Here is a 23,141-nt window from a genome sequence, read left to right as displayed (position 1 = left end):
ATTTATTTCAAAAGTTAAATGGATTGCAAAAGTACAAATAAAAAGCGGTCGGTTGGTGATTAACCAACTGACCGCTTTTAGGAATCTGGTTTATTATTTTTTCACGATGACCCCGTCCGCCACAAACGTCAATTCGCGCTTGGCTTCGGTGATTTTCGCGATTTCTTCCTTACTTTTTCCTGCATCTTCGGCATAGTGCTGCAATTCAGCCACCGAAGTAGTCTTCATTTTGGCTTCGCCGTCAATCACGACAGTTTTACCCGCAATGTCTTTAGGCACAAAAAAACCATAGTCTTTGAACGACACGCGCATGGTTTGTCCGTCGGCGGTTTTTACTTTCATCCAGCAGCCTTTTGCTTGGCACACCGATTCTACCGTACCAGTTACTTTGGCCGTCATTTTTTCTTTGCTTCCCATTTTTTTAGGAAGTTCAGTAGCCGCTACGGCTCCTTTATCGCTGATTTTTTCGCCAAAATAGCTATCACTTTGCGCAAACGCTCCCAAAGCAAATGCGGCAAACAAGGTTGTTAAGAGTACTTTTTTCATGGTAATTCTAGTCAATAAAATAATTGATGAAATGACAAATTTTCTTCAAAACTATACAATTTTTGGTGATGTTCGTTAAAACATCCCTTCAAAAAAGTCTATATCTTTCTCTGCCTTAGGAATTTTAAAGCTTTTCAAAAATTCTTTCAGAACCAACTGACTTCCAAACGCTTTTACGTCTTTTTTAATACTAGCAGCCTCACTTTTAAATTCTTTAATGTCCTGCTCAAGCGATAGGCGAAGTCGGTGGATATTGCTCACAATATAGTCAGGTTTACCGCTCATTTGAGCAACCTGCGAAACCATATTTTCTAGCTCATAACTCAATTCTTCTGCCTGCTCGCGCAAGAGTTTATTGTAATTTTTTAGGTGGCTTTCGGCCATATTTTCAATGTGGTTTTGGTCGATTCTGTCAAACTCCAACTGCAAACGCAACAACCCCAATAAATCATTTTTTTCGTAGGCTTCCGTCACGCGCTGCATGATTTGAGTTTTGCGTTCGCGTTCTTCTTCGTTAGGCTCACGGTCAGGATGAAAAGCTTTGACCAAATCCATGTAAATTGTCCGCACCGATTTGGTAATGTTGCGGGCTTCCAATTCTTTCTTTTCTTCTTTCTCTTGCTGCTTTTTACTCTTCGGGCGTTTGGCTTTTCGTTCTTCAGCTTGGCGCTGCTCTTGCTCAAACTCGTCTTGTCTTTCAGCGATTTTTTTGTTCATCAACTCCTGAAGCTTTTCAGGATTGGTTATATCAACGTCTTCATCGATTTCGATGCCAAACATTGAAAAAATCCCCTTTAGCTGTTCGGCTGCTAGTTCGTTGACTTGTTCGTTTTCTTCTTCGTACGATGTCTCGTTGTATTTATCGTAAATCGGAATCAACTCCTCCATGCCTCCGTATTCAATCACATCGTGCGCAAGTTCGCAAATGAGGTACGTGAGTTTTTTCTGTTCCCTTTTTTTGAAATAACCAGAGTCATGCGCGCGGTCAAAACACTTCACCAATTCAGCTTTCTGGACATAATATTCTTTCCGAACGGGGGTCAGTGCGCTATGAAGACGTTGATTGACTTCCTCCACACCAGCACGATACTCGGCAATCTCTTGTTCCAGCTTTTCTATCTTTTTGATGAGACGGTTAAACTCCTTCTGAACTTTTGATTGTTCGGCTTTCTCTTTGGTAATTTGGATAATCTTTGCCATCAGTCAAGGGAATAATGGGATAAATTTTTAACGACTCAAACTGTTGGGGTGTTGTTTACGAAGCACCAACGAAATCAATAAAATAGGCATCACGACGAGCATCAACGTAAACCGAAACTCATCAAAAATGAAACTTGAAGGCTCAAGTTTATCTATGTCGGCCAGTTTTTGCTGAAAACTTTCATTACCCCATACCTTTATCGCTTCCGCTTTGTTGACCAACAACGATTGGCGCAAAATACCTTGGTAGTGAGTCAATGCTTTGGGAGAAAAGTAAAAATACAAGCTCGATAAATAACCACACACCAACGCCCCCGTAATCCACACTACGTAACCAATCGAGATTCCTTCCCACATGTGTAGGTAGCCTTGCCCGACCTTCTTACGGTAATACCAAGTGGCCGCCGCAATGATAATGGCAAAAAAACCGACGTCGAGCGCTCGGCTTGTGCTTGAGAATTTTTCTAGGCTCTGCACGAGCAAAAAGAACAAAAAGCAAACCACACCAGCAATCACCCCGAAGAATAACGGGAGCTTGAGCAATGGCTTATTGAAGAAGTTAATCACACTTTGCATAGGTTATCCACAAAGTTATCCACATTTTTCCACCATTCCTTGGTTGATAACATAGACGGCTTTGCCTTTAAATTGAGTACCAAAAAACGGTGAATTCTTTGATTTAGAACGAGTTTCCTTAAAAATCCATTCCAAATCGGGGTTAAAAATGGTAAAATTGGCCACGTTGGCTTCCGAAATCGTTACTGAAGGCAAACGTAGAATAGCACGGGGCTGATGCGTGAGTTTTCCTACCAGTTGATCCAGCGGTAATTGGGTGTTATGAGTGTTGAGTACTGCAAAAGCCGTTTCTAACCCGATAATTCCAAATTCGGCCAAATCAAACTCCAAATTTTTAGACTCTTCGTCCTGAGGGTTATGATCCGACACCACGGCGTCGATGGTACCATCGGCCAATCCTTCCCAAATTGCTTCGATGTCAGATTGTGCTCTAAAAGGAGGGTTGACCTTATAATTCGTATCAAAATTCAGCAAGGCCGAATCGTCAAACGCAATTTGATGCGCTGCCACGTCGCAAGACACGGGATACCCCTTGGCTTTCGCCGCCCGAATCAGTTCCACCGTCGTTGCCGTCGAAATCGTCGAGAAGTGTAGGAGGGGAGTTTCACTTTTAATGCCCATGTATTCGAGCATTTTTAGGTCGCGCATCACCATAAGTTCTTCCGCAATGGTAGGAATCCCCCTCATTCCGAGCAACGTACTCACTTCGCCTTCGTTCATTTGCCCAAACACGGTCAAATCGTAATCTTCGGGGCGATTCATCAACACTCGGTCAACCTGCTGCAAATATTGTAACGATTTCAACAGAATGTGCGTGTTGTAAATGGGATGAGAACCATCCGAAAAAGCCACCGCCCCCGCCTGCGAAAGGTCAATCATTTCGGTGAAATCTTTGCCTTCACAACTTTTTGTAACCGCGCCAATCGGGTGTACATTCACCACTTGCCCCAAAGCCCTGTGTTTGACGTAAACGAGGGTATCTTTGGAGTCGAGGGCGGGTTTGGCGTTGGGTAACACGGCAATGTCAGTAAAGCCACCTAAAGCCGCCGCTGCACAAGCCGAGCGCAAGTCTTCTTTTTGCTCATACCCTGGGTCATACGCATGAACGCGCATATCCACCCAACCAGGTGAAATATGCCAATTTTCGCCTTCAAGTACTTGGGCATTAGCCGCCTCAATGTGGTCAGCAATCTGGGATATTTGGCCATTTTCTACCAAAATATCTTTTAGTTGCCCATTATAAGGCGAGTGAGTATCAGTAATTTTTACAGAACGAATCAGTAACATTTTTTTATCAACTTTCTTGGCTCCCCCTTGGGATTAGGGCTAAAAAAAAGCCCCTTTCGGAGCTTGTTCTTATTCGCCAATCAATTCTTTATAGGCTTCTACAGAGAGTAAGTCATCGGTTGAGCCAGTTATTTTAACACGAATCATCCAACCTTCACCGTAAGGATCAGAGTTGACCAAATCTGGATCAGCTTCCAAAGCTGCATTAAATTCAAGAATTTCTCCTGAAACGGGCAAATAAAGATCAGAAACGGTTTTTACGGCTTCTACTGTTCCAAATAATTCACCTTCGCTGATGGTTTCGCCGACGGTGTTAATGTCAACATAAACAATATCACCCAATTCTCTTTGGGCAAAATCAGTAATACCTACAACGGCAGTACCGTCGCTTTCAAGGCGAATCCACTCGTGGTCTTTGGTGTACTTAAGCTCTGCTGGAAATGTCATGGTTTGTTGAGGCTTTTCGTTTTGGCTGCAAGATAATACGAAAACCTAACTTTTGCGAAAGCCCCCCCTTACTTTACCAGTTTTTCTAACTCCGTCCAGCGAATGTTTTTTTTGTTCAGGTTGAACGCATTAAAAATAAAAAGTGACTATTTATTGCTCCAGAGGAGCTAAATCTTCGTAGAAAGAAATAATCAGCCACCCCGATAGGGCTGCTTTAGGGAGGGGTCTGTTTACTTTTTCTACAAAGGTTTTGCCTCTCCGAGGCTGTTTTTTTAATGCGTTTAATCTGATGCCATTTGTTTACTTTTTCTACAAAGGCTTTGCCTCTCCGAGGCTATTTTTTTAATGCGTTTAATCTGATGCCAGAAACTGATACAAGAGAATAGCCTACTCCTTGTCTTTGGTAGTATGGGTACTAAATTCCCTTTTCCATGAAACGGTTATACATCCTCCTATTCGGGCTGCTTTCCTGTACGGCCCTTGCCCAAACACCTTTGCGCCGCTCCGAAAGTTATTTCGGCTTGCATTTTGATTTTCATGCCACCTTGCAAGACACACTCATCGGTAAAACCCTCACCGATAAGATGATAGACTCCCTTTTAACAAAAGTAAAGCCCGATTTTATTCAAGTAGATTGCAAGGGGCACTCAGGGGTGACGAGCTACCCGACCAAGGTGGGAAACGCGCCCAAACGGGTCGAAAAAGACATCTTAAAACTCTTTCGAGAAGTTACCCTGCGCCGAGGCGTGGCGTTGTACGTTCATTACTCAGGTGTATGGGACGACGAAGCCGTCAAACACCATCCCAATTGGTCGCGGATTGATTCAGAAGGCAAACCAGACCGCCAAAAAGCCTCGCTCTGGAGCGCTTACGCCGATAGTTTGCTCATTCCACAGTTAAAAGAAATCAGCGATTATGGCGTCAACGGAGTATGGGTCGATGGCGACTGCTGGGCAACCAACCCCGATTATTGCCAAGCTGCTATCGACGAGTTTCGGTTTATCACAGGCATCCAAGACATTCCCCGCAAAAAAACCGACCCGCATTACGACAAGTGGCTGGAATTTCACCGCGATGCCTTCCGTCGGTACGTCCGCAAATACACCGATGCGCTCCACGCTTACAATCCTCGTTTTCAGGTAGCAAGCAATTGGTCTTTTTCGGCCATGATGCCCGAAAAAGTGGACATCAACGTCGATTTTTTGTCGGGCGATACCGAACCCCTCAACGGTGCCAACCAATCGGCTTTCCAAGCGCGTTGCCTAGCGCCTCAGGGCAAACCCTGGGACTTGATGTCGTGGAGTTTTGGGTACGGATGGGAAGACCAAGTAAAATCACCCAAAAACGCCATTCAACTTTCGCAAGAAGCCGCCCAAGTGATTTCGATGGGAGGCGGTTTTCAAGCCTATTGGACTCAAGAGCGAGACGGAAGTCTGCCTACTTTTTCGTACCAAACTATGAGCGATTTGGCAAAGTTTTGCCGCCAACGGCAGCCTTTTACCCAACAAAGCAAGCCCATCCCGCAAGTGGCCTTGCTTTACTCCAACGTGGGGTACAAAAGTCAGCTAACGACTGTTTATAACACTGGAGATGGCAAACAACAACCCATGATTGGCACCCTCAATGCACTACTATACAGCCAATTGCCCACCGAAATTTTACAAGAACATCACCTCCGTGGCCGTACGCAAGCCTATCCGCTTATCGTCATTCCTGAATGGAAAAAAATCGACGAAACCCTCAAAGAGGAGTTAATTGAGTACGTGCGCCAAGGTGGAAATTTGATCGTTATTGGCAGTGAAACCGTCAAATTATTTGAAGCCCCACTGGGCGTTCGTCTTGGAGCTTCCACCCAAACCATTTCTAATTGGGGATTTGGCCAACTTCTGACGGGCACCAAAGCTACGTTTCGACCTTTTGAGCCACTTTCAGGTACTCAGACGTTTGGACAGTGGTTTTCGGGAGGCGACCTCCGTTTTGGAGAAGGCCCTGTTGCATCCATTGCTTCATTTGGCAAGGGCAAAATCGCGGGCGTTTATTTTAATTTTGGAGAACAACATTTTAAGCGCGAAACCTACGTCGGAAGAGACTTTTTAGGTACATTGGCCAAACAATTGTTTCAACCCCAAGTGACCGTGAGTGGCTCAAAGTACGTAAACGTAGCCCTCAACCAAAAACAAGGAACCACTTACGTAAACCTCATCAATATGGCAGGCAACCACGCCAACAAAGCCATTCATGCTAGTGACGAAATTCCACCGTTATTGAACTTAAAAATAGCCGTAAAAGCACCCTTGCGCCCCAAACAAGTAACGCTTCAACCCGAAAATAAGCCGATTCCGTTTGCGTATAAAAACGGAGAAATTACCTTTACCATAAGCAAATTAGACATTCACTCCATCGTCGCCATCAAACCATGATTTTGTTACAAGCTTCTTCCGATTGGGCCGCTTTTATTGGACGTTTTCACCCTGTATTGGTACACTTACCCATTGGATTTTTACTCCTAGCGGGGCTGCTCGAACTGGCGCGCTTGACCAATAAGGTAGAAGTAAAAGACTCGACGATTTCATTTATTTTGTTTTGGTCAGCCATTGGAGCTACGGCATCGTGCATTGCGGGCTATTTGTTGTCGTTGGGCGGGGGCTATGAAATCGAACTGCTTGAAGAACACAAATGGCAAGGAATTTGGGTGGCTGTCGCTTCGTGGGTTGCGTGGGTTTCTAAGACCGATTTGTTGTTTCAAAACTTCAAATTTGGCGGTCTTTTGTACCTTCCTGTCTTGGCAATAGGTGGTCTTTTTACAATGGTCGCAGGGCATCATGGCGGTTCTCTGACGCACGGGGAAGGCTATCTCACCCAAGAAACGCCCGAACCTTTTCGGGCGTGGGCGGGCATGGAACCCAAAACTGAAAAAGGGGGCGATGAAATTAAGCCCATCGCCGACGTCAACAATGCCTTGGTTTATCAAGACATCGTCAACCCTATTCTAAAAGCAAGGTGTGTTCAGTGCCATAACGCAAAAAAATCCAAGGGCGATTTGCGAATGGATGAAATAGAATTATTGAAAAAAGGGGGAGAAAATGGCCCAGCTTTTATTGCAGGAAAATCCGACGAAAGTGAACTCATTAAGCGCTGTTTGCTCCCACCAGAAGACGAAAACCACATGCCCCCCAAAGGAAAAACCCAACTTTCGGAAGGGCAAGTGGCTATTTTATCTTGGTGGATTGACCAAGGTGCACCCGTTGACAAAAAAGTGGCAGAACTCAAAACAACCGACGCCGTTAAACCCGCGTTGGCAGCCCTCAGCAAACCGCAGTCTGCCGAAGGTAGTGCATCTTCTTCTAGCCAAAAAGATGAATTAGCGTCTCTTAACGTCTCCGCTCCCAATGCCAACGACATCGAAGCCCTCAAAAAAGTAGGCGTTTTGGTTACACCCATTGCCACAGGCAGCCATTTGTTAGACATCAACGCCGTCAACGCCAGCGGTCTAACAGATAGCCAACTTGCGCTTTTGGAACCTCTTAGCGAACAAATCGTTTGGTTAAAATTAAACAATACTCGCATCACCGACCAAGCCACAAGCACCCTCAGCCAACTCAAAAATTTGCAAAAATTACACCTTGAAAATACCGCTATTTCAGACGCTTTACTTCAAAAAATCAAAGACTTACCTCGTCTAACGTACCTCAATTTGGTCGGCACAAAAATCACCGACCAGGGACTTAAAGAACTCGCAGCTGCTAAAAAATTGACCAGCCTTCACCTTTGGAAAACCAACGTAACCGAAGCAGGTGTGAGCGCTTTGAAACAAGCCAATGCTGCGTTAGAAATCACCACAGGCATTACCGAGCAACAAATTGCTGAGTTTGTCAAAGTGGGTCAAAGCGCCCCCAAACCCGAGGAGGTCAAGAAAAAATAGTTATTCGTTTAAAATTGCCACAACACGCGCGGGGGCGGCCGATGCCCCCACAATTTTGAGCGGAAAAACGCATACTTTAAAGCCCGTTGGCGGCAATGCGCCCAAGTTGACCAACTGCTCAATGTGGCAATACTCCTTTTCACGTCCCACAAGGTGAGCTTGCCAAAACAAATCACGATTGCCCGATTCTTTGGCTTTCTGAATCATGTACCGCATGGGTAAATCCCAGCCCCATTGGTCAATACCCATTACTTTGATTCCTTGGTCAATAAGCCATTCGGTCGCCTCTTTGCTCATGCCCGTTCCTACATCCGCAAATTGCTTCGTTCCGTTGAATTTATCGCGCCCTGTTCGGATGAGTACAATCATTCCTGCTTGTAAGCGAACGCCCATTTTTTGCAAATTTTCTTGTATATCCTGTAATGTAATGACCTCAAAATCTGCTTTGTGAGTCATATCAATAACCACTCCGTCGCCGTAGCACCATTCCAATGGTATTTCATCAATGGTTTTGGCAGGCTGTCCCGCCACGGTTGGGTAATAATGCCAAGGCGCATCAAGATGCGTAGTCGCATGAACTCCCATATGTTTAATAGTGTCATCTGCCCAGCCTACAAAATCCTTGGGGAAGAGTCGGAAAGGCAAACCCAGAAAGCGAATGAGCCACCGAGCGGCTTTATGAGGTTTATGTTTAATTTTTACCCGCATAAACCAAGGGTCTTCGGCATTAAAGCGAATTGGTTTGGAAAGGTCTATAATTCGTGGCATATCAGTGAGAAACGTGTTTTTTTGGGGTTCGATATTAAGCATATTTAAGGTTTTTTTTAAAGATTAGTCGTTTTTATTTCTTTGCAATTTCCTATAAAAAAGCCTTAATTTGGGTTGAGTTTTCATTCTTTGCTTTACCTCTTACATTTTTATTGATGAACCCCCAAGATTCGTTCAGAATCGTCGTCTTAGGTGGCGGCGAAAGTGGCGTTGGCGCGGCCTTATTGGCTCAAGCCAAAGGTTTTGACGTATTTTTATCGGATAAGGGCTCCCTTACCGAGGAATATCGGGGTATTTTGGCTGCGAACAATATACCATTTGAAGAAGGTAAACATACCGAAACTATTATTCTTTCGGCAAAAGAAGTGATAAAAAGTCCAGGTATTCCTGACAAAGTGCCATTGATTAAAAAATTATATGAACAAGGCACACCCGTTATTTCTGAAATTGAGTTTGCATCACGTTATACAAAAGCGAAAAAAATTGCGATTACGGGCAGCAATGGTAAAACCACCACGACTTTATTGATTTATCACCTTCTTAAATCAGCAGGCATCAACGTTGGATTAGCAGGAAATATCGGTGAGAGTTTCGCCAAACAAGTCATCGACGATACCTTCGACTGGTTTGTGCTCGAACTTAGCAGTTTTCAGTTGGACAACATGTACGAGTTCAAAGCCGATGTCGCGGTTTTACTCAACATTACGCCCGATCACCTCGACCGCTACGAATATACTTTCCAAAAGTACGTCGATTCAAAATTTCGTTTGTTACAAAATCTCGAAGCAAGCGACGATTTCATTTATTTCATTGACAACGAACCTATTGCCCTCGAACTTGGCAAGAAATCATTCAATGTCAACCACTTACCTATTTCTTTCTTGAAAAAAGAAAAGAATGGCGGTTTTTTTCAAGAAGGAATTTTGCATCTCACTCGCAATACACGTACTTTTGATATAAACGCAAACGAGTTGCCCATCAAAGGACCTCACAATGCTATAAACGCGATGGCCGCAACCTTGGCGTCTATGGCGGTAGGATTGACCGATGAGCAAATCAAGAATGGATTGCTGACATTCCAAAATGCGGCCCACCGCTTGGAACCCGTAGCCGAAATCAACGGAATCAGTTTCGTTAATGATTCGAAGGCCACCAACGTCGATTCCGTTTTTTATGCGTTAAATAGCTTTGATACCCCTATAATTTGGATAGCTGGCGGACTTGACAAAGGCAACGATTATACCCAAATCGAACCTTTGGTACGCCAAAAAGTAAAAGCCCTTATCTGTCTGGGCAAAGATAACAGCAAACTTCTCTCGTTTTTCGCTTCTATCGTCCCCGTAGTCATTGAGACACAGGACGTTAAAGAAGCGGTGCAGTATGCCTTGTCGTTTGGTCAACCAAATGACGTCGCTCTTCTATCTCCAGCATGCGCTAGTTTTGATTTGTTCAACAACTACGAAGACCGTGGTGAACAGTTCAAAGCGACTGTACGAAGTTTTATTTCCTAACTCACATTTAGAAAGATGAACAAGAACGAGATGAACACGGGGACGATTCGCCCTTCTACATTAGAGCATTGGGACAATATCAAAAATTGGTTGAGTAGAAACCTCAAAGGCGACATCGTCATTTGGGTCATTGTCGCCATTTTGTCGCTTGTGAGCTTATTGATTGTTTACAGCGCTACGGGTACACTCGCTTACCAACGTGGGGGTGGGTATCCCGAAACATTTTTGTTTAAACACATTTTTTATACCAGCATGGGGTTGTTTGTGATGTGGTGGGTTCACCGCGTCAATTACACCTACTTTTCTCGCCTTTCGCGAGCGGCACTTCTCATTTCCATTCCTTTGTTGATTTTGGTAAAAGTAGCAGGGGTTACCATCAACGGCGCGACGCGTTGGTTGGCCATTCCTGGAACAGGTTTTACTGTCCAGCCAGCCGATTTTGCCCGTTTAGCCCTTATTGCGAACCTCGCTGCGATGCTCGCCAAACGCCAGCGCGTGGAATACAGTTGGCAAGTTTTTGGTAAAATGATTTTGTGGGTAGGGATTATTTGTTTTTTCATTGCCCTTACCAGTACCTCCACTGCCGTTTTGCTTGGGCTATCTTGTTTTTTAATGTTCTATATCGGACGAGTTCCTGGTAAATATCTGATGGCCATGATTGTTGCCATCGGCATCACTGGTGGACTCGGACTTGTTGCTGGTCAACGGCTTGAAACAGCGATTGGGCGTATTGAGCGTTTCCTCGACAATGACGAATACCAAGCAAAACAAGGGTTTATTGCCATCGCCAACGGGGGAACTTTTGGCCAAGGGCTTGGCAACAGTCACCAGCGCAATTACCTTACCCAAGCTTATTCTGACTTTATTTATGCCATTATCATCGAAGAATATGGGCTTGTCGGCGGGGTTTTTATCATGTTCCTCTACGCCATTTTACTCGTGAGGGGCGTCCAAAATATAGGAGGTACCAATCGAGCCTTCGGCGGGCTATTGTCTGCAGGGCTCACATTAAGTATTGGTTTACAAGCATTTACTAATATGGCTGTTGCTGTAGGGGCTTTCCCAGTCACTGGTCAACCACTACCTCTTCTCAGTATGGGAGGAACATCTGTATTCTTTACCTGTATCTCGGTCGGAATCATCCTCAGTGTAAGCAGAGGAGAAACAGACGAAAGTGCTATTTAAGAAAACCTATGAAGAAAGTAATCATAAGCGGAGGAGGTACTGGAGGGCATATTTACCCTGCCATCGCCATTGCCAATTCCCTAAAAGCCATTGATCCTACCATACAGATTTTATTTGTGGGAGCATTGGGAAAGATGGAAATGGAAAAAGTGCCCAAAGCTGGTTATGAAATCATTGGCCTGCCTATTTCGGGCATAAAGCGTGAGCTTTCGGCCGATAATCTTTCGTTTCCTTTCAAACTAACGCGTAGTTTGTTGAAAGCCAGAAGCATTATCAAAAGCTTTCAGCCCGACATTGCCATTGGCGTGGGAGGATTTGCCAGTGGGCCATTGTTAATGGTTGCTTCCTTGATGGGCATTCCGACGCTTATTCAGGAGCAGAATTCGTACGCAGGAATTACCAATAAACTCTTGGCAAAACGTGCCAAAGCCATTTGTGTAGCGTACCCCAACATGGAGGCTTTCTTTCCAAAAAATAAGCTCAAACTAACAGGCAATCCCGTTAGGAACGACATAGTGAATAGTACCAATAAACGCGAATTAGCCTATGAGCGTTTTGGGTTGCAACCTAACCACAAGACCTTACTCGTCATTGGTGGAAGTTTGGGAGCAAAAACCATCAATGAAAGCATCGAAGCTGGCTTGAAAATGATCATAGATTCGGGCTACCAAGTGCTTTGGCAAACAGGAAAGCCTTATGCAGAACGCGCAAAAGCGGCAGTAGAGGCCCTAAAAACGCCCTATGCTCAGGCTTTTGATTTTATCTATGAAATGGACTTGGCCTATGCCCTTGCCGACGTAGTGGTATCTAGGGCTGGGGCCTTGTCGGTATCAGAATTATGTTTGGTTGAGAAACCAGCTATTTTGGTTCCTTTCCCTTACGCATCCGAGGACCATCAAACCAAAAATGCGATGAGCTTGGTCGAACAAAACGCGGCACTTTTGGTGAAGGACAAAGACGCCAAAGACGAACTTGTTCAAACCACGTTGCGGTTGTTACAGGATGTCGATAAACAGCAAGAATTAAGCAAACATATCAAGAAACTAGCAAAACCTAACGCGGCAAAAGAAATTGCAGAAACCGTACTAAGTCTGATTTAAAATGAATATTCAACCTTTCAAATATATCTACTTTCTTGGCATCGGAGGCATTGGTATGAGTGCATTGGCGCGTTGGTTCAACATCAACGGCTTTGCAGTAGCTGGTTATGACCGCACTGCGACTGCCCTTACCAACACCTTGGAAGAAGAAGGAATTTCGGTTCATTTCGACGACGATATTGCGCGCATTCCTGCGGATTTTTTGAAGGACACCGCTCAAACATTGGTTGTATTTACCCCTGCTATACCAGCCGATCATTCGGAGTATAATTATCTTAAACAGCACGGGTTTATCCTTCAAAAGCGTTCTCAGGTTTTGGGTTTAATCGCGGGTGGAATGTTTACAATTGGGGTAGCAGGAACCCACGGTAAAACGACGACCTCTTCAATGACAGCACATATTTTGCGGCATTCGGGCATCAATTGTGCCGCTTTTTTGGGTGGAATCACGCAAAATTATGGTACCAATATGTTGCTAAATGAACCAACAGGTGAATTAAAAAACGTACCATGTGTTGTCGAAGCCGACGAATTTGACCGGTCGTTTTTGACCCTTTTTCCCGAAATTGCGATAGTTACTTCCACTGATGCCGACCATTTGGATATTTACGGCACTCACGACTCGGTACTCGCTTCTTTTTCGGCTTATGTAAGTCAGATAAAGCCCCAAGGGCGCTTGTTTATGCGCAAAGGGCTACAATTAGCCGAAAAGACCCAAGCCAAGGTTTTTGAGTATTCTATCGACGAAGGCGACTACCACGCCGAAAACGTGCGTATCGAAAATGCTTGTTTCCTCTTTGATGCTGTACATCCAAACGGAATCATCAAAGACCTAACGCTCAAAGTTCCTGGTTTTCACAATGTTGAAAATGCCATTGCTGCCATCGCCGTAGGTTTGGAAATAGGTCTTTCGGACGACCAAATTCGTGCAGCCATCGCATCGTTTGGAGGTGTAAAACGCCGTTTTGAATATTACCTCAAAACCGACACCAAAGTCTTAATTGATGATTATGCCCATCACCCAGCAGAGGTAAAAGCATTTTTATCATCAGCCAAGGCGCTTTACCCCGATCGGCACGTAACGGCTATTTTTCAACCGCATTTGTTCAGCCGTACGCGTGATTTTGCCGACGAGTTTGCCGAAAGTTTATCGTTGGCAGACCGTGTTATTTTATTGGATATTTATCCCGCTCGTGAGCTACCAATCGAAGGGGTAAGCTCCGATTTAATATTCCAAAAGATAACATGTGACAAAGTACAATGTTTGAAGTCGGAGTTAATAGATGTACTTAAACAACAAACATGTGATGTTGTAACAACCATTGGAGCAGGGGATATTGATCGGTACATTTTACCCATCAAAGACGTGTTGCAAACAACTTAACGACCATGAAACGCTGGATTTGGATCATTTTAGGGATATTGGTGGTTGGTGCAATGTTTTTTTACGTTGAGTATCAACAAAATAATAAACGATGCAAAAGCGTCGTGGTGAGGCTCGATAACAAAGCAGAGTATCCATTTTTTAGCGAACAAGACATCAAAGACCTACTCACTGTGAAAGGAGTTGATGTGGTTGAAGGGATGAATTTTTCGGATATTAACTTTAAAGGGCTCGAAAAAAGAGTCCTAAAAAACCGTTTGATAAAAAAATGTGACGTTTTTCGAGATTTATCAGGAAATTTGGTCGTAGCAATCGAACAGCAACGCCCCATCGGTCGAATAATGGGTAGCTTTAACGAAGCAACTCAACCGATTACAGCCGAATCTGGGGGGTACTTAACGGAATCTGGGGATATTATTCCTCTTTCTGGACGATTTGCCGCTCGTACGGTTATTCTTTCAGGAGATTTTTTTAAAAATACCAAAGCCATCAAATCTCCCAAAGGAGAACAGCTGATAGATTTTTTAAAACAGCTACAGCAAAATTCTTTTTGGAAGTCTCAAGTAACCGAAGTCATTGTGGCAGAAGACGGCGAACTAACATTGATCCCTCAAGTGGGCCAACACCAAATTGATTTTGGTTTTCCAGAGGACGCAGACGTCAAATTTGAGAAGTTAAAGGTCTTTTACAAGACCATCCTCCCCATCAGTGGTTGGGAAAAATACCATCGAGTAAGTGTCAAATTTAAAAATCAGATAGTGTGTGAATAACCCTTTTCTGTTCATCACTACCCTATCAATAGTACATATCTTAAGTTTTTATTAAAGCCTTAGCACATCATGTCAGAACACGAAATTTATTTAGGAATAGACATTGGTAGCACCAAAGTAGCTGCGGTTTTAGCAAAACCAAAAAAGCTAAGCAACCATACGATGCTTCAGGTGATAGGGATGGGGTCAGCCCGCAATGAAGGTGTTCACCGTGGGAACATCAATAACCCTATTAAAACCAAAGAAGCCATTCGTCAAGCGCTTGAAATGGCAGCAAAAAAAGCGGATCGCATTGATTTGTTATCTCATAACCTATTCGCATCTGTCAACGTAAGTGGGACACACTTAGCAACAACCTCGGAAACAGGCTCTGTGGCCTGCCATGCCGTTGGTGTGCAAGGAAGAGATGTAAAATCATTGTTTGAAACCATGCAGCAAACGTTTGATTCTGATACAAATCAAATCATTCACTTGCTCCCTCTCAAATTTTCGGTTGGAGAACAGCACGAAATTATTGACCCTGTTGGGCATACTGGGCTTAAATTAAGCGGTGATTTTAAAATCATTACCGCAAAAAAATCGGCGTTGCACCAAATCAAAGATTCGTTACAAAAAGCGAACCTTTCGGTCAATGAAGAAGATGGTTTTTCGGCTTCTCCACTGGCTTCTGGCTTGGCTATTCTTTCCGAAGACCACAAAAGCCTAGGGGTTGTACTTGTTGATATTGGCGGCGGAACCACCGACATCGCCATTTATCACGATGGGTTATTATGTCATACTGTAGTGCTACCTTTTGGGGGTAATCATATCACGAACGATATTCGTGAGGGTTGCCATCTTACCCACGAAAGCGCTGAAGAAGCCAAAATATTCCTGGGTGAAACCAACCCAAAAAATTGCTCGCTAAATACCTTGTTGGTGATTCCAACTGCCGAAGGCATTCCACCCATTGAAATTGTGGCGCGCAACGTCGTCTTGATTGCCCGGGCGCGATTGCGTGAAATCGCGGCTTTGGTACTGGCTGAAATCAAAAAAGCAGGATATGAGCACAAATTACGTGCTGGTATCATATTGACGGGTGGGACGTCAAAAATTAAGGGGATTGAGAGCATTTTTCGGGAAATCACAGGAATGTACGTTCAGATTGGCTCGCCAAAAAACCTCGAACGAAGCAATAGCGCACTCGATTCGCTTATCACTGATCCATCTTACACTACGGCCCTGGGCTTGGCCTGGTCTAGTGTAAAACCACTCGATAAACGAATCGAAAAAACAACGGTTACTCCTGAGCCAGAGCAAAAAAAACCAAGCAGCAGTTGGTCTATCCCTGGTTTTCGTAAAAGCACGTCTCAGGAATCAACCATCAAAGAAATAAGTACCTTTATTTGGAAAGGTCTTACCCAAGATGACATCAAAGGACACGACGATTATTAATAAAGGCCAAAATATCCCTACCTAGTTTGTTTATTTTTAAGAAAATATGGTTTTTGCACGAAAAAACGTTTTTGAGCACGACTACGAGTTTGTTATGGAAGAGTCAACCCACTTAGACGATGCCCCTATCATCAAAGTAATTGGTGTAGGGGGGGGAGGTAGCAATGCCGTCAACCACATGTATAAAAAAGGCATCAAAGATGTGGTGTTTGTGGTATGTAATACCGACAAGCAGGCGTTGATGCGTAGTCCTATCAATAACAAAATTCAATTAGGAGCCGATAGTCTCAAAGGCTTAGGAGCAGGAACTGATTCTGCTACTGGCCGCAGCGCTGCAGAAGAGAGTATTGAATATATTCGTCAATTGATGCAACCTCCTACCCAGATGGTTTTTATTACCGCTGGTATGGGGGGAGGAACAGGAACGGGTGCTGCTCCTGTCATTGCAAAGGTGGCCAAGGAAATGGGGATGCTAACCGTTGCGGTTGTGACAGCTCCCTATAGCCACGAAGGCCGTATTAAGAAAAATCAAGCCATTGATGGTATCAATGCTCTCAAAGAGCATTGCGACACTGTGCTGGTGATTCTTAACGACGAATTGGCCAAGCTATACGGAAAATTACCGATTCTCCGTGCATACGAGCACGCTGATAACGTTCTTTCAAACGCCGTAAAAAGTATCGCAGAAATTATCACCGTCCACGGAAGTGTCAACTCCGATTTTATGGACGTCAAAAAAGTACTTCAAGGTGCTGGTACATCTGTGATGAGTTCGGCGGTTTCATCGGGTGAGCATCGGGCTGAATTGGCGATTGAAGCGGCGCTTAACTCTCCGCTTCTCAACAACCGTGACATTCGTGGAGCCAAACGTATCCTTGTGACGCTTGCTTCAAGTACGCAAGAAGAACACATGGCTACCCTCGATGAGCAAATGATTATTACTGACTACATCGAAGGACTCATCGGAGACGAAGCAGATATGTGTAAAGTGGGTATTATTTTTGATGATGCCCTTGGTGATCAGTTGTTGGTGACAGTCATTGCGGCGGGTTTTGAAGACTCCCACTTGCCGTTTAATTATGACACCAGTGTAAAGCAGCGAAAAGAGCCTGTTCAACTACCATCGGTTTCGGACACCCTCCAAAGAAACAACACTTTACCACCTGCTCCAGAGCGGAAGACAGAGTATAATCCTAGACAATCGACGGCTACCACTAGCAATTCGCCCATCTCCGTTTCTCCGCAAAAACCAGAGGTAACTGAGGCAAAGATTGAGGTAACAAAGCCTGTACAAGAACCGCCAAAAGTAGAAGTGCCACAGCCTCCAAAACCTGTTTTTGAGGAGCCAGTGAAACCACCACAACCTCCAGTAGTTGAAAAAACACCCGAGGAGCCCCAAGAAGACCCCGAGATTTTACGCCGTCTTGTACACGATATTTCGTATGGAAAATATTCGGAGAAAGAACTCGACAAACCTGCTTTCTTGCGTCAAAACGTTGTTTTATTCCAGAAACCTAATTCACCTGACGAAGTGTTCATTCAGATTGTTTTAGACAAACACAAAAGATAAGATGACAGGAATTGATTCGATTCAAAAAGAGTTACACTCCCTAGGCAGCCCCGAAAAGGCTGCCTTTCTTTCGCGCTTTTTTAAAACAGGAAAAGGCCAATATGGAGAAGGAGATTTGTTTCTAGGCATTACCATGCCCGAAATACGGTCTGTAGTCGCCAAATATGCCTACCTATCTATTTTAGAATGGCAAGCGCTACTTAGTAGCCCTTACCATGAAATCAGAATGGCGTCTTTGATTGGATTAATGAAGCATTTTCAGAAATCAAAAAAGGATCCCGCTGCTCAGAAGCAAATTTTTGATTTTTACCTTTCGCACCTTGATTACATCAACAATTGGGATTTGGTAGATGTCACCTGCCGCGATATTGTTGGTGCTTATTTATTGAAACAAGACCGCAACATTCTCTATGACTTGGCGCAACGCCCTCATCTTTGGGCGCAACGCGTGGCAATGGTCTCCACTTGGTACTTTATCAAACACAATCAATTTAGTGACACCTTGCGTATCGCAGAACTTCTATTGACTCATTCTCACGACCTTATCCACAAAGCAATGGGCTGGATGTTGCGCGAGGTAGGAAAACGCGACGAACTTGTCTTGGAAGAGTTTTTAGACACCCATACCAAACAAATGCCTCGAACCGCATTACGGTACGCCATTGAACGTTTTCCTGAGTCAAAACGTAAGTATTATCTATCACTTTGACACATAGATTGATTTCTTACGTATCTTTGGCGCGGCCTTTAAAAGGCTCAAAACGCTATTGAGTTTGATTATCAGCGTCTTATCTAAACTCAAAGTACACAAATCAAAACTCGAATCTAACTCATGTCTTGGTTTACTAGAAAAGAAAGGGGCATTCAGACGCCCACCGAAATGAAACGCGAAGCTCCTGATGGGCTTTGGTATCAGTGCCCTAGCTGCAAGCATGTTATGCACACTCGCGAACATAAAGTCAATGCTTATACGTGCGTAAAATGTAATTATCACGAAAAAATTGGTTCGGAAGCCTATTTCTCTGTTCTTTTTGACAATGCAGAATACACCGAACTTGATGCTAATATGCTATCGGGAGATCCTCTCAATTTTGAAGATACAAAGAAGTATCCCGATCGTATCCGTGACACCGTAAAGAAAACAGGATTAAAAGATGCCGTCCGTACCGCTTATGGTAAAATGGATGAGCTCGACATTGTGGTAAGTTGCATGGATTTCAACTTTATTGGTGGTTCTATGGGGTCAGTAGTAGGGGAGAAGATAGCCAGAGGGATTGACCACGCATTGCAAAACAAAATGCCGTTTTTGATGATTTCTCGCTCTGGTGGCGCACGAATGATGGAAGCAGGCTATTCGTTAATGCAAATGGCTAAAACTTCGGCCAAGCTTGCGCTCTTGTCGGAGGCACAAATTCCGTATATATCTTTACTTACAGATCCCACCACTGGTGGTGTTACGGCGTCCTATGCCATGTTAGGTGATTTTAATATTGCCGAACCTGGCGCGCTTATTGGGTTTGCGGGGCCACGCGTTATTCGCGAAACCATTGGTAAGGACTTACCCAAAGGTTTTCAAAGTGCAGAATTTGTCTTAGAACACGGCTTCCTAGATTTTATCGTCGATCGCAAAGACTTAAAAGATAAGCTTGCGAGTTTACTACGAATGCTTCAATAAATTCCCACTTTCTGGAAAGCTTCATACTTTCCAGAAAGTTTTTTTATCCCCTATGCGTCTTGTATCCCACCCTGTCTTATGTAATTACTATGTGACGTATCGCTGTAACGCCGCTTGTAGTTTTTGTGACATTTGGGAACGCCCTTCGCCATACATAACCCTCGAAGAAGCCAAAGCCAATCTCGCTGCCCTAAAACAGTTAGGGGTAAAAGTCGTTGATTTCACAGGGGGAGAACCATTATTACATCGTCAGCTTGATGAACTGCTAAAGGAATGTAAACGGCTGGGTCTTTTGACTACCATTACGACCAACTGTTTGCTTTACCCTAAATATGCCAATCGCCTTCGGGGGTTGGTTGACATGCTTCATTTTTCCCTTGATTCTCCCGAACCAGAAGAGCATGATTTGTCCAGAGGGGTAAAATGTTTCGACAAAGTCATGGAGTCTATCCAAATAGCAAAGTCGTTGGGAGAGCGTCCAGACATACTTTTTACCGTTTTTGAGTCGAATATTCACCAGATAGAAAAGGTTTGGCAAGAAATATGCAAACCTCACGGCCTTGTACTTATCCTAAATCCCGTCTTTGAGTACAATAAAGTGGGCTCACAGCTCTCTCCAGCGGCATTACAGCAGCTTAGGCAGTGGGGAAAAAAAAGCAATGTCTATCTCAATGATGCCTTCATTCAGTTACGTCTTGATGGCGGAAACCACACAGATTCCCCCATTTGCCTTGCAGGTAGTACCACCATCGTCATTTCACCAGAAAACAAACTCGTGCTCCCCTGTTATCATTTAGGGCTGAAAGAATTTGCGATTGAGAATAATTTATATGAGCTATACCTCTCAGACGAAGTTCAAAAGCTAGTCGCACTAGAAGGCCGTCTTCCTGCTTGCGAGGGTTGTGCTATCAATTGTTACATGCAACCATCTTTTGCCGTGACCATCAATAAATATTGGTGGAAAGCTCTTCCGAGCACCCTCAAATACAACAGAATCAAAGGGACGTGGAAACAACTCTTTTGATACTTCCCTTATTCTTCCTTAATTTTGTCTTATATTATTAGAAGCTAACTCATTAATTTAGAGGAAGTAAGGTTACTTTTACTCTGCTTTTTTAGTGTTTTAGCATCCCGTTTTAGATACTCATTTTTGCCCAAATGTCTAGGAAAACCAGCCATTGTAGCAACAAAATACTCTGGTTTTCAGCAATTTACAGGCAAAATCTGGTTATTATCGAGCATATTATAGTAGAACTACGACCAATATTCAATCCTCCCAATGATTCAATTTTTCAACGAAGACGTGGATTTTAAAATTCCTAATCCGCGTAAAACAAAGACGTGGCTCAAAGACATCATTGAGTCCGAAGGGTTTGAACTGAACCAATTAAATTACATTTTTTGTTCTGACGAATACTTGCTCAGCGTAAATCAGCAATACCTTAATCATGATTTTTATACAGATATTATCACTTTTGATAATTCAGAAGAAATAGAAGGGATTGTCGAAGGCGATATTTTTATCAGCATCGACAGAGTAAAAGAGAATGCCGAAGAATTATCAAAAACTTTCAAAGAAGAATTGTTACGGGTACTTGCTCACGGTATTCTTCATTTAGTAGGGTATGACGACCACGAAGATGAAGACGAATTAGTAATGAGACAAAAGGAAGATGCCTACATTGCGACCTTCCCGAAGTCTTAAATCTGACTCTTTACAAAAATGTTTCATGTGAAACATTTTTAAATTTTCCACAAAACAGTACATTTTCACGACATTTGATTAATTAAACAAAAACTTTATGTTTCCAGAATACGACGTGATTGTAGTAGGAGCGGGGCACGCAGGTTGTGAGGCAGCGGCGGCGGCGGCAAACATGGGCTCCCACGTTTTACTCATCACAATGAATATGCACACGATTGCCCAGATGTCGTGCAACCCAGCAATGGGCGGCGTAGCGAAAGGGCAAATTGTACGAGAAATTGATGCACTTGGAGGACAGTCAGGAATAATTAGCGATAAAACAATGATTCAATTCCGAATGTTGAATCGCTCAAAAGGTCCCGCAATGTGGTCGCCTAGATGTCAAAGTGACCGTATGCGTTTTGCGGAAGAATGGCGAATGACATTGGAACAAACCCCAAACGTGGACATCTGGCAAGACACAGCGAAAGAAATTCTTGTAAAAGATAACAGAGCTGTTGGGGTAAAAACTTCGCTCGGTGTGAAAATTACCGCCAAGGCAGTGGTGCTAACCAACGGCACATTCTTAAACGGATTAATCCATATTGGCGAAAAACAATTTGGAGGAGGTAGGGTAGGGGAGAAGGCTGCCACTGGAATAACCGAACAACTTATCCAATTGGGATTCGAGTCAGGGCGAATGAAAACAGGTACGCCACCCCGCATAGACGGTCGTTCACTGGACTACACAAAGATGGAAGAACAGCCAGGTGATGAAATCCCAAGCAAGTTTTCATATACCGATACCCCACTACTTACCCATCAAAGGAGTTGCTGGATTACCTATACCAATGAAAAAGTGCATGGCGTTTTAAGAACGGGATTCGACAAATCACCCATGTTTACGGGACGGATTAAAGGTCTTGGACCACGTTACTGTCCATCAGTAGAAGATAAAATCAATCGTTTTGCAGACAAAGACAGCCACCAAATTTTTGTAGAACCCGAAGGCTGGTCAACCGTAGAAATGTATATCAACGGTTTTTCGACATCACTTCCTGAGGATATTCAATACAAAGCAATTCGACTTATACCAGGTTTTGAAAATGCAAAAATGTTCCGACCAGGGTACGCCATTGAGTATGATTATTTCCCCCCAACTCAACTAAAGCTCACCCTAGAAACTCATTTGATTGGTAATTTATTCTTTGCAGGTCAAATCAACGGAACGACAGGGTACGAAGAAGCAGCATGTCAAGGACTCATTGCTGGAATTAATGCGCACCAAAATGCGCACGAGTTAGATGCTTTTATTTTAAAAAGATCCGAAGCATACATTGGTGTATTGATTGATGACCTCGTCAACAAAGGGACGGAAGAACCTTACCGAATGTTTACCTCAAGAGCAGAGTACCGTACTTTACTCCGCCAAGACAATGCCGATATTCGACTCACGGCATTAGGGCATAAAATAGGGTTGGCCAGCGAAGCACGTTTAGTTCGTGTGCAAGAAAAAATTGCCAATACCGAGGTAATTTTAGAAGAGCTTCAAAAAGTAAAAGTAACGCCCAATGAAGTAAATCCGATTTTGGCAGAGATAGGTACGTCACCTATTCGAGAAAAACAGCCCCTGTATCAATTGCTAAAACGGCCTGATGTAGAAATCGAAGACATCAAAAAACTCAGTGAAAGCTTTGCCACATTTTTAAATGGCTTTAATGAAGAGTCGGCAGAACAGGCCATGATAAAAGTGAAATACGAAAGCTACATTGAAAAGGAAAGATTAATGGTCGAAAAAATGAACAAATTGGAAGACCTCGAAATCATCCCCAATTTCGATTATGACAAAGTCCCTGCACTTTCTTTTGAAGGCCGACAAAAGTTAAAAACCATTCGACCGCACACTTTGGGGCAAGCCTCCAGAATCAGCGGAGTTAGTCCTTCAGATGTTTCGGTTTTATTAATCCACATAGGACGCTAATTTTTTTATTGATTACCAAAAGAAAAGGGGAGCTTTGAAAGTTCCCTTTTCTTTTGGTAGAAAGTCATCAAACAATAAACTCATTTTAAAAGATGTTAATT

At 43.6% G+C, this 23,141-nt stretch carries 20 protein-coding genes; 14 read left to right on the top strand and 6 right to left on the bottom strand.

What is annotated here, in order from left to right; genetic code table 11:
• Window positions 1–93: 93 nt before the first annotated feature.
• The 5 genes from AC23N5_RS15885 to gcvH all read right to left on the bottom strand — a co-directional run bounded on the left by AC23N5_RS15885 (window position 94) and on the right by gcvH (window position 4,056).
• Window positions 94–546, bottom strand: a complete 453-nt coding sequence (locus AC23N5_RS15885) for a DUF4920 domain-containing protein (protein ID WP_183978813.1) — start codon at window positions 544–546, stop codon at window positions 94–96.
• Between the two features lie 75 nt (window positions 547–621).
• Window positions 622–1,746 carry a hypothetical protein gene (locus tag AC23N5_RS15880; protein ID WP_487756343.1) on the bottom strand — a complete coding sequence of 375 codons (1,125 nt, stop codon included), beginning with the start codon at window positions 1,744–1,746 and terminating at the stop codon, window positions 622–624.
• Window positions 1,747–1,773: 27 nt separating this feature from the next.
• Window positions 1,774–2,322: a DUF4199 domain-containing protein gene (locus tag AC23N5_RS15875; protein ID WP_122933081.1), complete on the bottom strand. Its 549-nt coding sequence runs from the start codon at window positions 2,320–2,322 to the stop codon at window positions 1,774–1,776.
• Between the two features lie 15 nt (window positions 2,323–2,337).
• Window positions 2,338–3,609: a dihydroorotase gene (locus AC23N5_RS15870; protein ID WP_487756342.1), complete on the bottom strand. Its 1,272-nt coding sequence runs from the start codon at window positions 3,607–3,609 to the stop codon at window positions 2,338–2,340.
• A 69-nt stretch (window positions 3,610–3,678) separates the two neighbouring features.
• Window positions 3,679–4,056, bottom strand: a complete 378-nt coding sequence (gcvH, locus tag AC23N5_RS15865; RefSeq protein WP_183978806.1) for a glycine cleavage system protein GcvH — start codon at window positions 4,054–4,056, stop codon at window positions 3,679–3,681.
• Between the two features lie 431 nt (window positions 4,057–4,487).
• Here gcvH and AC23N5_RS15860 point away from each other — a divergent pair, with 431 nt between their 5' ends.
• Both AC23N5_RS15860 and AC23N5_RS15855 read left to right on the top strand, forming a co-directional pair.
• Window positions 4,488–6,476: an alpha-amylase family protein gene (locus AC23N5_RS15860; RefSeq protein ID WP_487756341.1), complete on the top strand. Its 1,989-nt coding sequence runs from the start codon at window positions 4,488–4,490 to the stop codon at window positions 6,474–6,476.
• Complete coding sequence (locus AC23N5_RS15855; protein ID WP_487756340.1) at window positions 6,473–7,978, top strand: c-type cytochrome domain-containing protein; 1,506 nt, start codon at window positions 6,473–6,475, stop codon at window positions 7,976–7,978. Before AC23N5_RS15860 ends, AC23N5_RS15855 begins: the two co-directional genes overlap by 4 nt.
• Here AC23N5_RS15855 and AC23N5_RS15850 read toward each other — a convergent pair whose 3' ends face one another.
• Window positions 7,979–8,746, bottom strand: a complete 768-nt coding sequence (locus AC23N5_RS15850; protein WP_487756339.1) for a cyclase family protein — start codon at window positions 8,744–8,746, stop codon at window positions 7,979–7,981.
• Window positions 8,747–8,901: 155 nt separating this feature from the next.
• On the opposite strand from AC23N5_RS15850, the gene murD reads away from it, so the two are divergent.
• From murD to mnmG, 12 genes are all read left to right on the top strand, one after another.
• Window positions 8,902–10,257: a UDP-N-acetylmuramoyl-L-alanine--D-glutamate ligase gene (murD, locus tag AC23N5_RS15845; RefSeq protein ID WP_487756338.1), complete on the top strand. Its 1,356-nt coding sequence runs from the start codon at window positions 8,902–8,904 to the stop codon at window positions 10,255–10,257.
• A gap of 15 nt (window positions 10,258–10,272) precedes the next feature.
• The gene (locus tag AC23N5_RS15840) at window positions 10,273–11,442 is read left to right on the top strand and encodes an FtsW/RodA/SpoVE family cell cycle protein (RefSeq protein ID WP_487756337.1); all 1,170 of its coding nucleotides are present in this window, start codon (window positions 10,273–10,275) and stop codon (window positions 11,440–11,442) included.
• 8 nt (window positions 11,443–11,450) lie between these two features.
• On the top strand, window positions 11,451–12,542 hold the full coding sequence (gene murG, locus AC23N5_RS15835) for an undecaprenyldiphospho-muramoylpentapeptide beta-N-acetylglucosaminyltransferase (RefSeq protein WP_487756336.1): 1,092 nt from the start codon (window positions 11,451–11,453) through the stop codon (window positions 12,540–12,542).
• Between the two features lies 1 nt (window position 12,543).
• Window positions 12,544–13,926 carry a UDP-N-acetylmuramate--L-alanine ligase gene (murC, locus tag AC23N5_RS15830; RefSeq protein WP_183978791.1) on the top strand — a complete coding sequence of 461 codons (1,383 nt, stop codon included), beginning with the start codon at window positions 12,544–12,546 and terminating at the stop codon, window positions 13,924–13,926.
• Window positions 13,927–13,931: 5 nt separating this feature from the next.
• The gene (locus AC23N5_RS15825; RefSeq protein ID WP_487756335.1) at window positions 13,932–14,696 is read left to right on the top strand and encodes a cell division protein FtsQ/DivIB; all 765 of its coding nucleotides are present in this window, start codon (window positions 13,932–13,934) and stop codon (window positions 14,694–14,696) included.
• Between the two features lie 69 nt (window positions 14,697–14,765).
• Window positions 14,766–16,130: a cell division protein FtsA gene (gene ftsA, locus AC23N5_RS15820; protein WP_183978787.1), complete on the top strand. Its 1,365-nt coding sequence runs from the start codon at window positions 14,766–14,768 to the stop codon at window positions 16,128–16,130.
• A 94-nt stretch (window positions 16,131–16,224) separates the two neighbouring features.
• Window positions 16,225–17,700, top strand: a complete 1,476-nt coding sequence (gene ftsZ, locus AC23N5_RS15815; protein WP_183978785.1) for a cell division protein FtsZ — start codon at window positions 16,225–16,227, stop codon at window positions 17,698–17,700.
• A gap of 1 nt (window position 17,701) precedes the next feature.
• Window positions 17,702–18,409, top strand: coding sequence for a DNA alkylation repair protein (locus AC23N5_RS15810; protein WP_487756334.1), 708 nt, complete (start codon window positions 17,702–17,704; stop codon window positions 18,407–18,409).
• Window positions 18,410–18,532: 123 nt separating this feature from the next.
• Window positions 18,533–19,375 (top strand): acetyl-CoA carboxylase, carboxyltransferase subunit beta, encoded by an 843-nt coding sequence (accD, locus tag AC23N5_RS15805; protein ID WP_183978781.1) that lies wholly within the window; start codon window positions 18,533–18,535, stop codon window positions 19,373–19,375.
• Between the two features lie 52 nt (window positions 19,376–19,427).
• A complete protein-coding gene (locus AC23N5_RS15800; RefSeq protein ID WP_487756333.1) occupies window positions 19,428–20,399 on the top strand; it encodes a radical SAM protein in 972 nt (323 codons plus the stop codon).
• A 255-nt stretch (window positions 20,400–20,654) separates the two neighbouring features.
• On the top strand, window positions 20,655–21,080 hold the full coding sequence (gene ybeY / locus AC23N5_RS15795; protein WP_487756332.1) for an rRNA maturation RNase YbeY: 426 nt from the start codon (window positions 20,655–20,657) through the stop codon (window positions 21,078–21,080).
• Window positions 21,081–21,177: 97 nt separating this feature from the next.
• A complete protein-coding gene (gene mnmG / locus AC23N5_RS15790) occupies window positions 21,178–23,040 on the top strand; it encodes a tRNA uridine-5-carboxymethylaminomethyl(34) synthesis enzyme MnmG (RefSeq protein ID WP_487756331.1) in 1,863 nt (620 codons plus the stop codon).
• The last annotated feature ends 101 nt before the right edge of the window (window positions 23,041–23,141 follow it).

It is taken from the genome of Runella sp. R5_40 (genome assembly GCF_057652295.1).
This window is presented reverse-complemented; position numbering and strand designations above follow the sequence as displayed.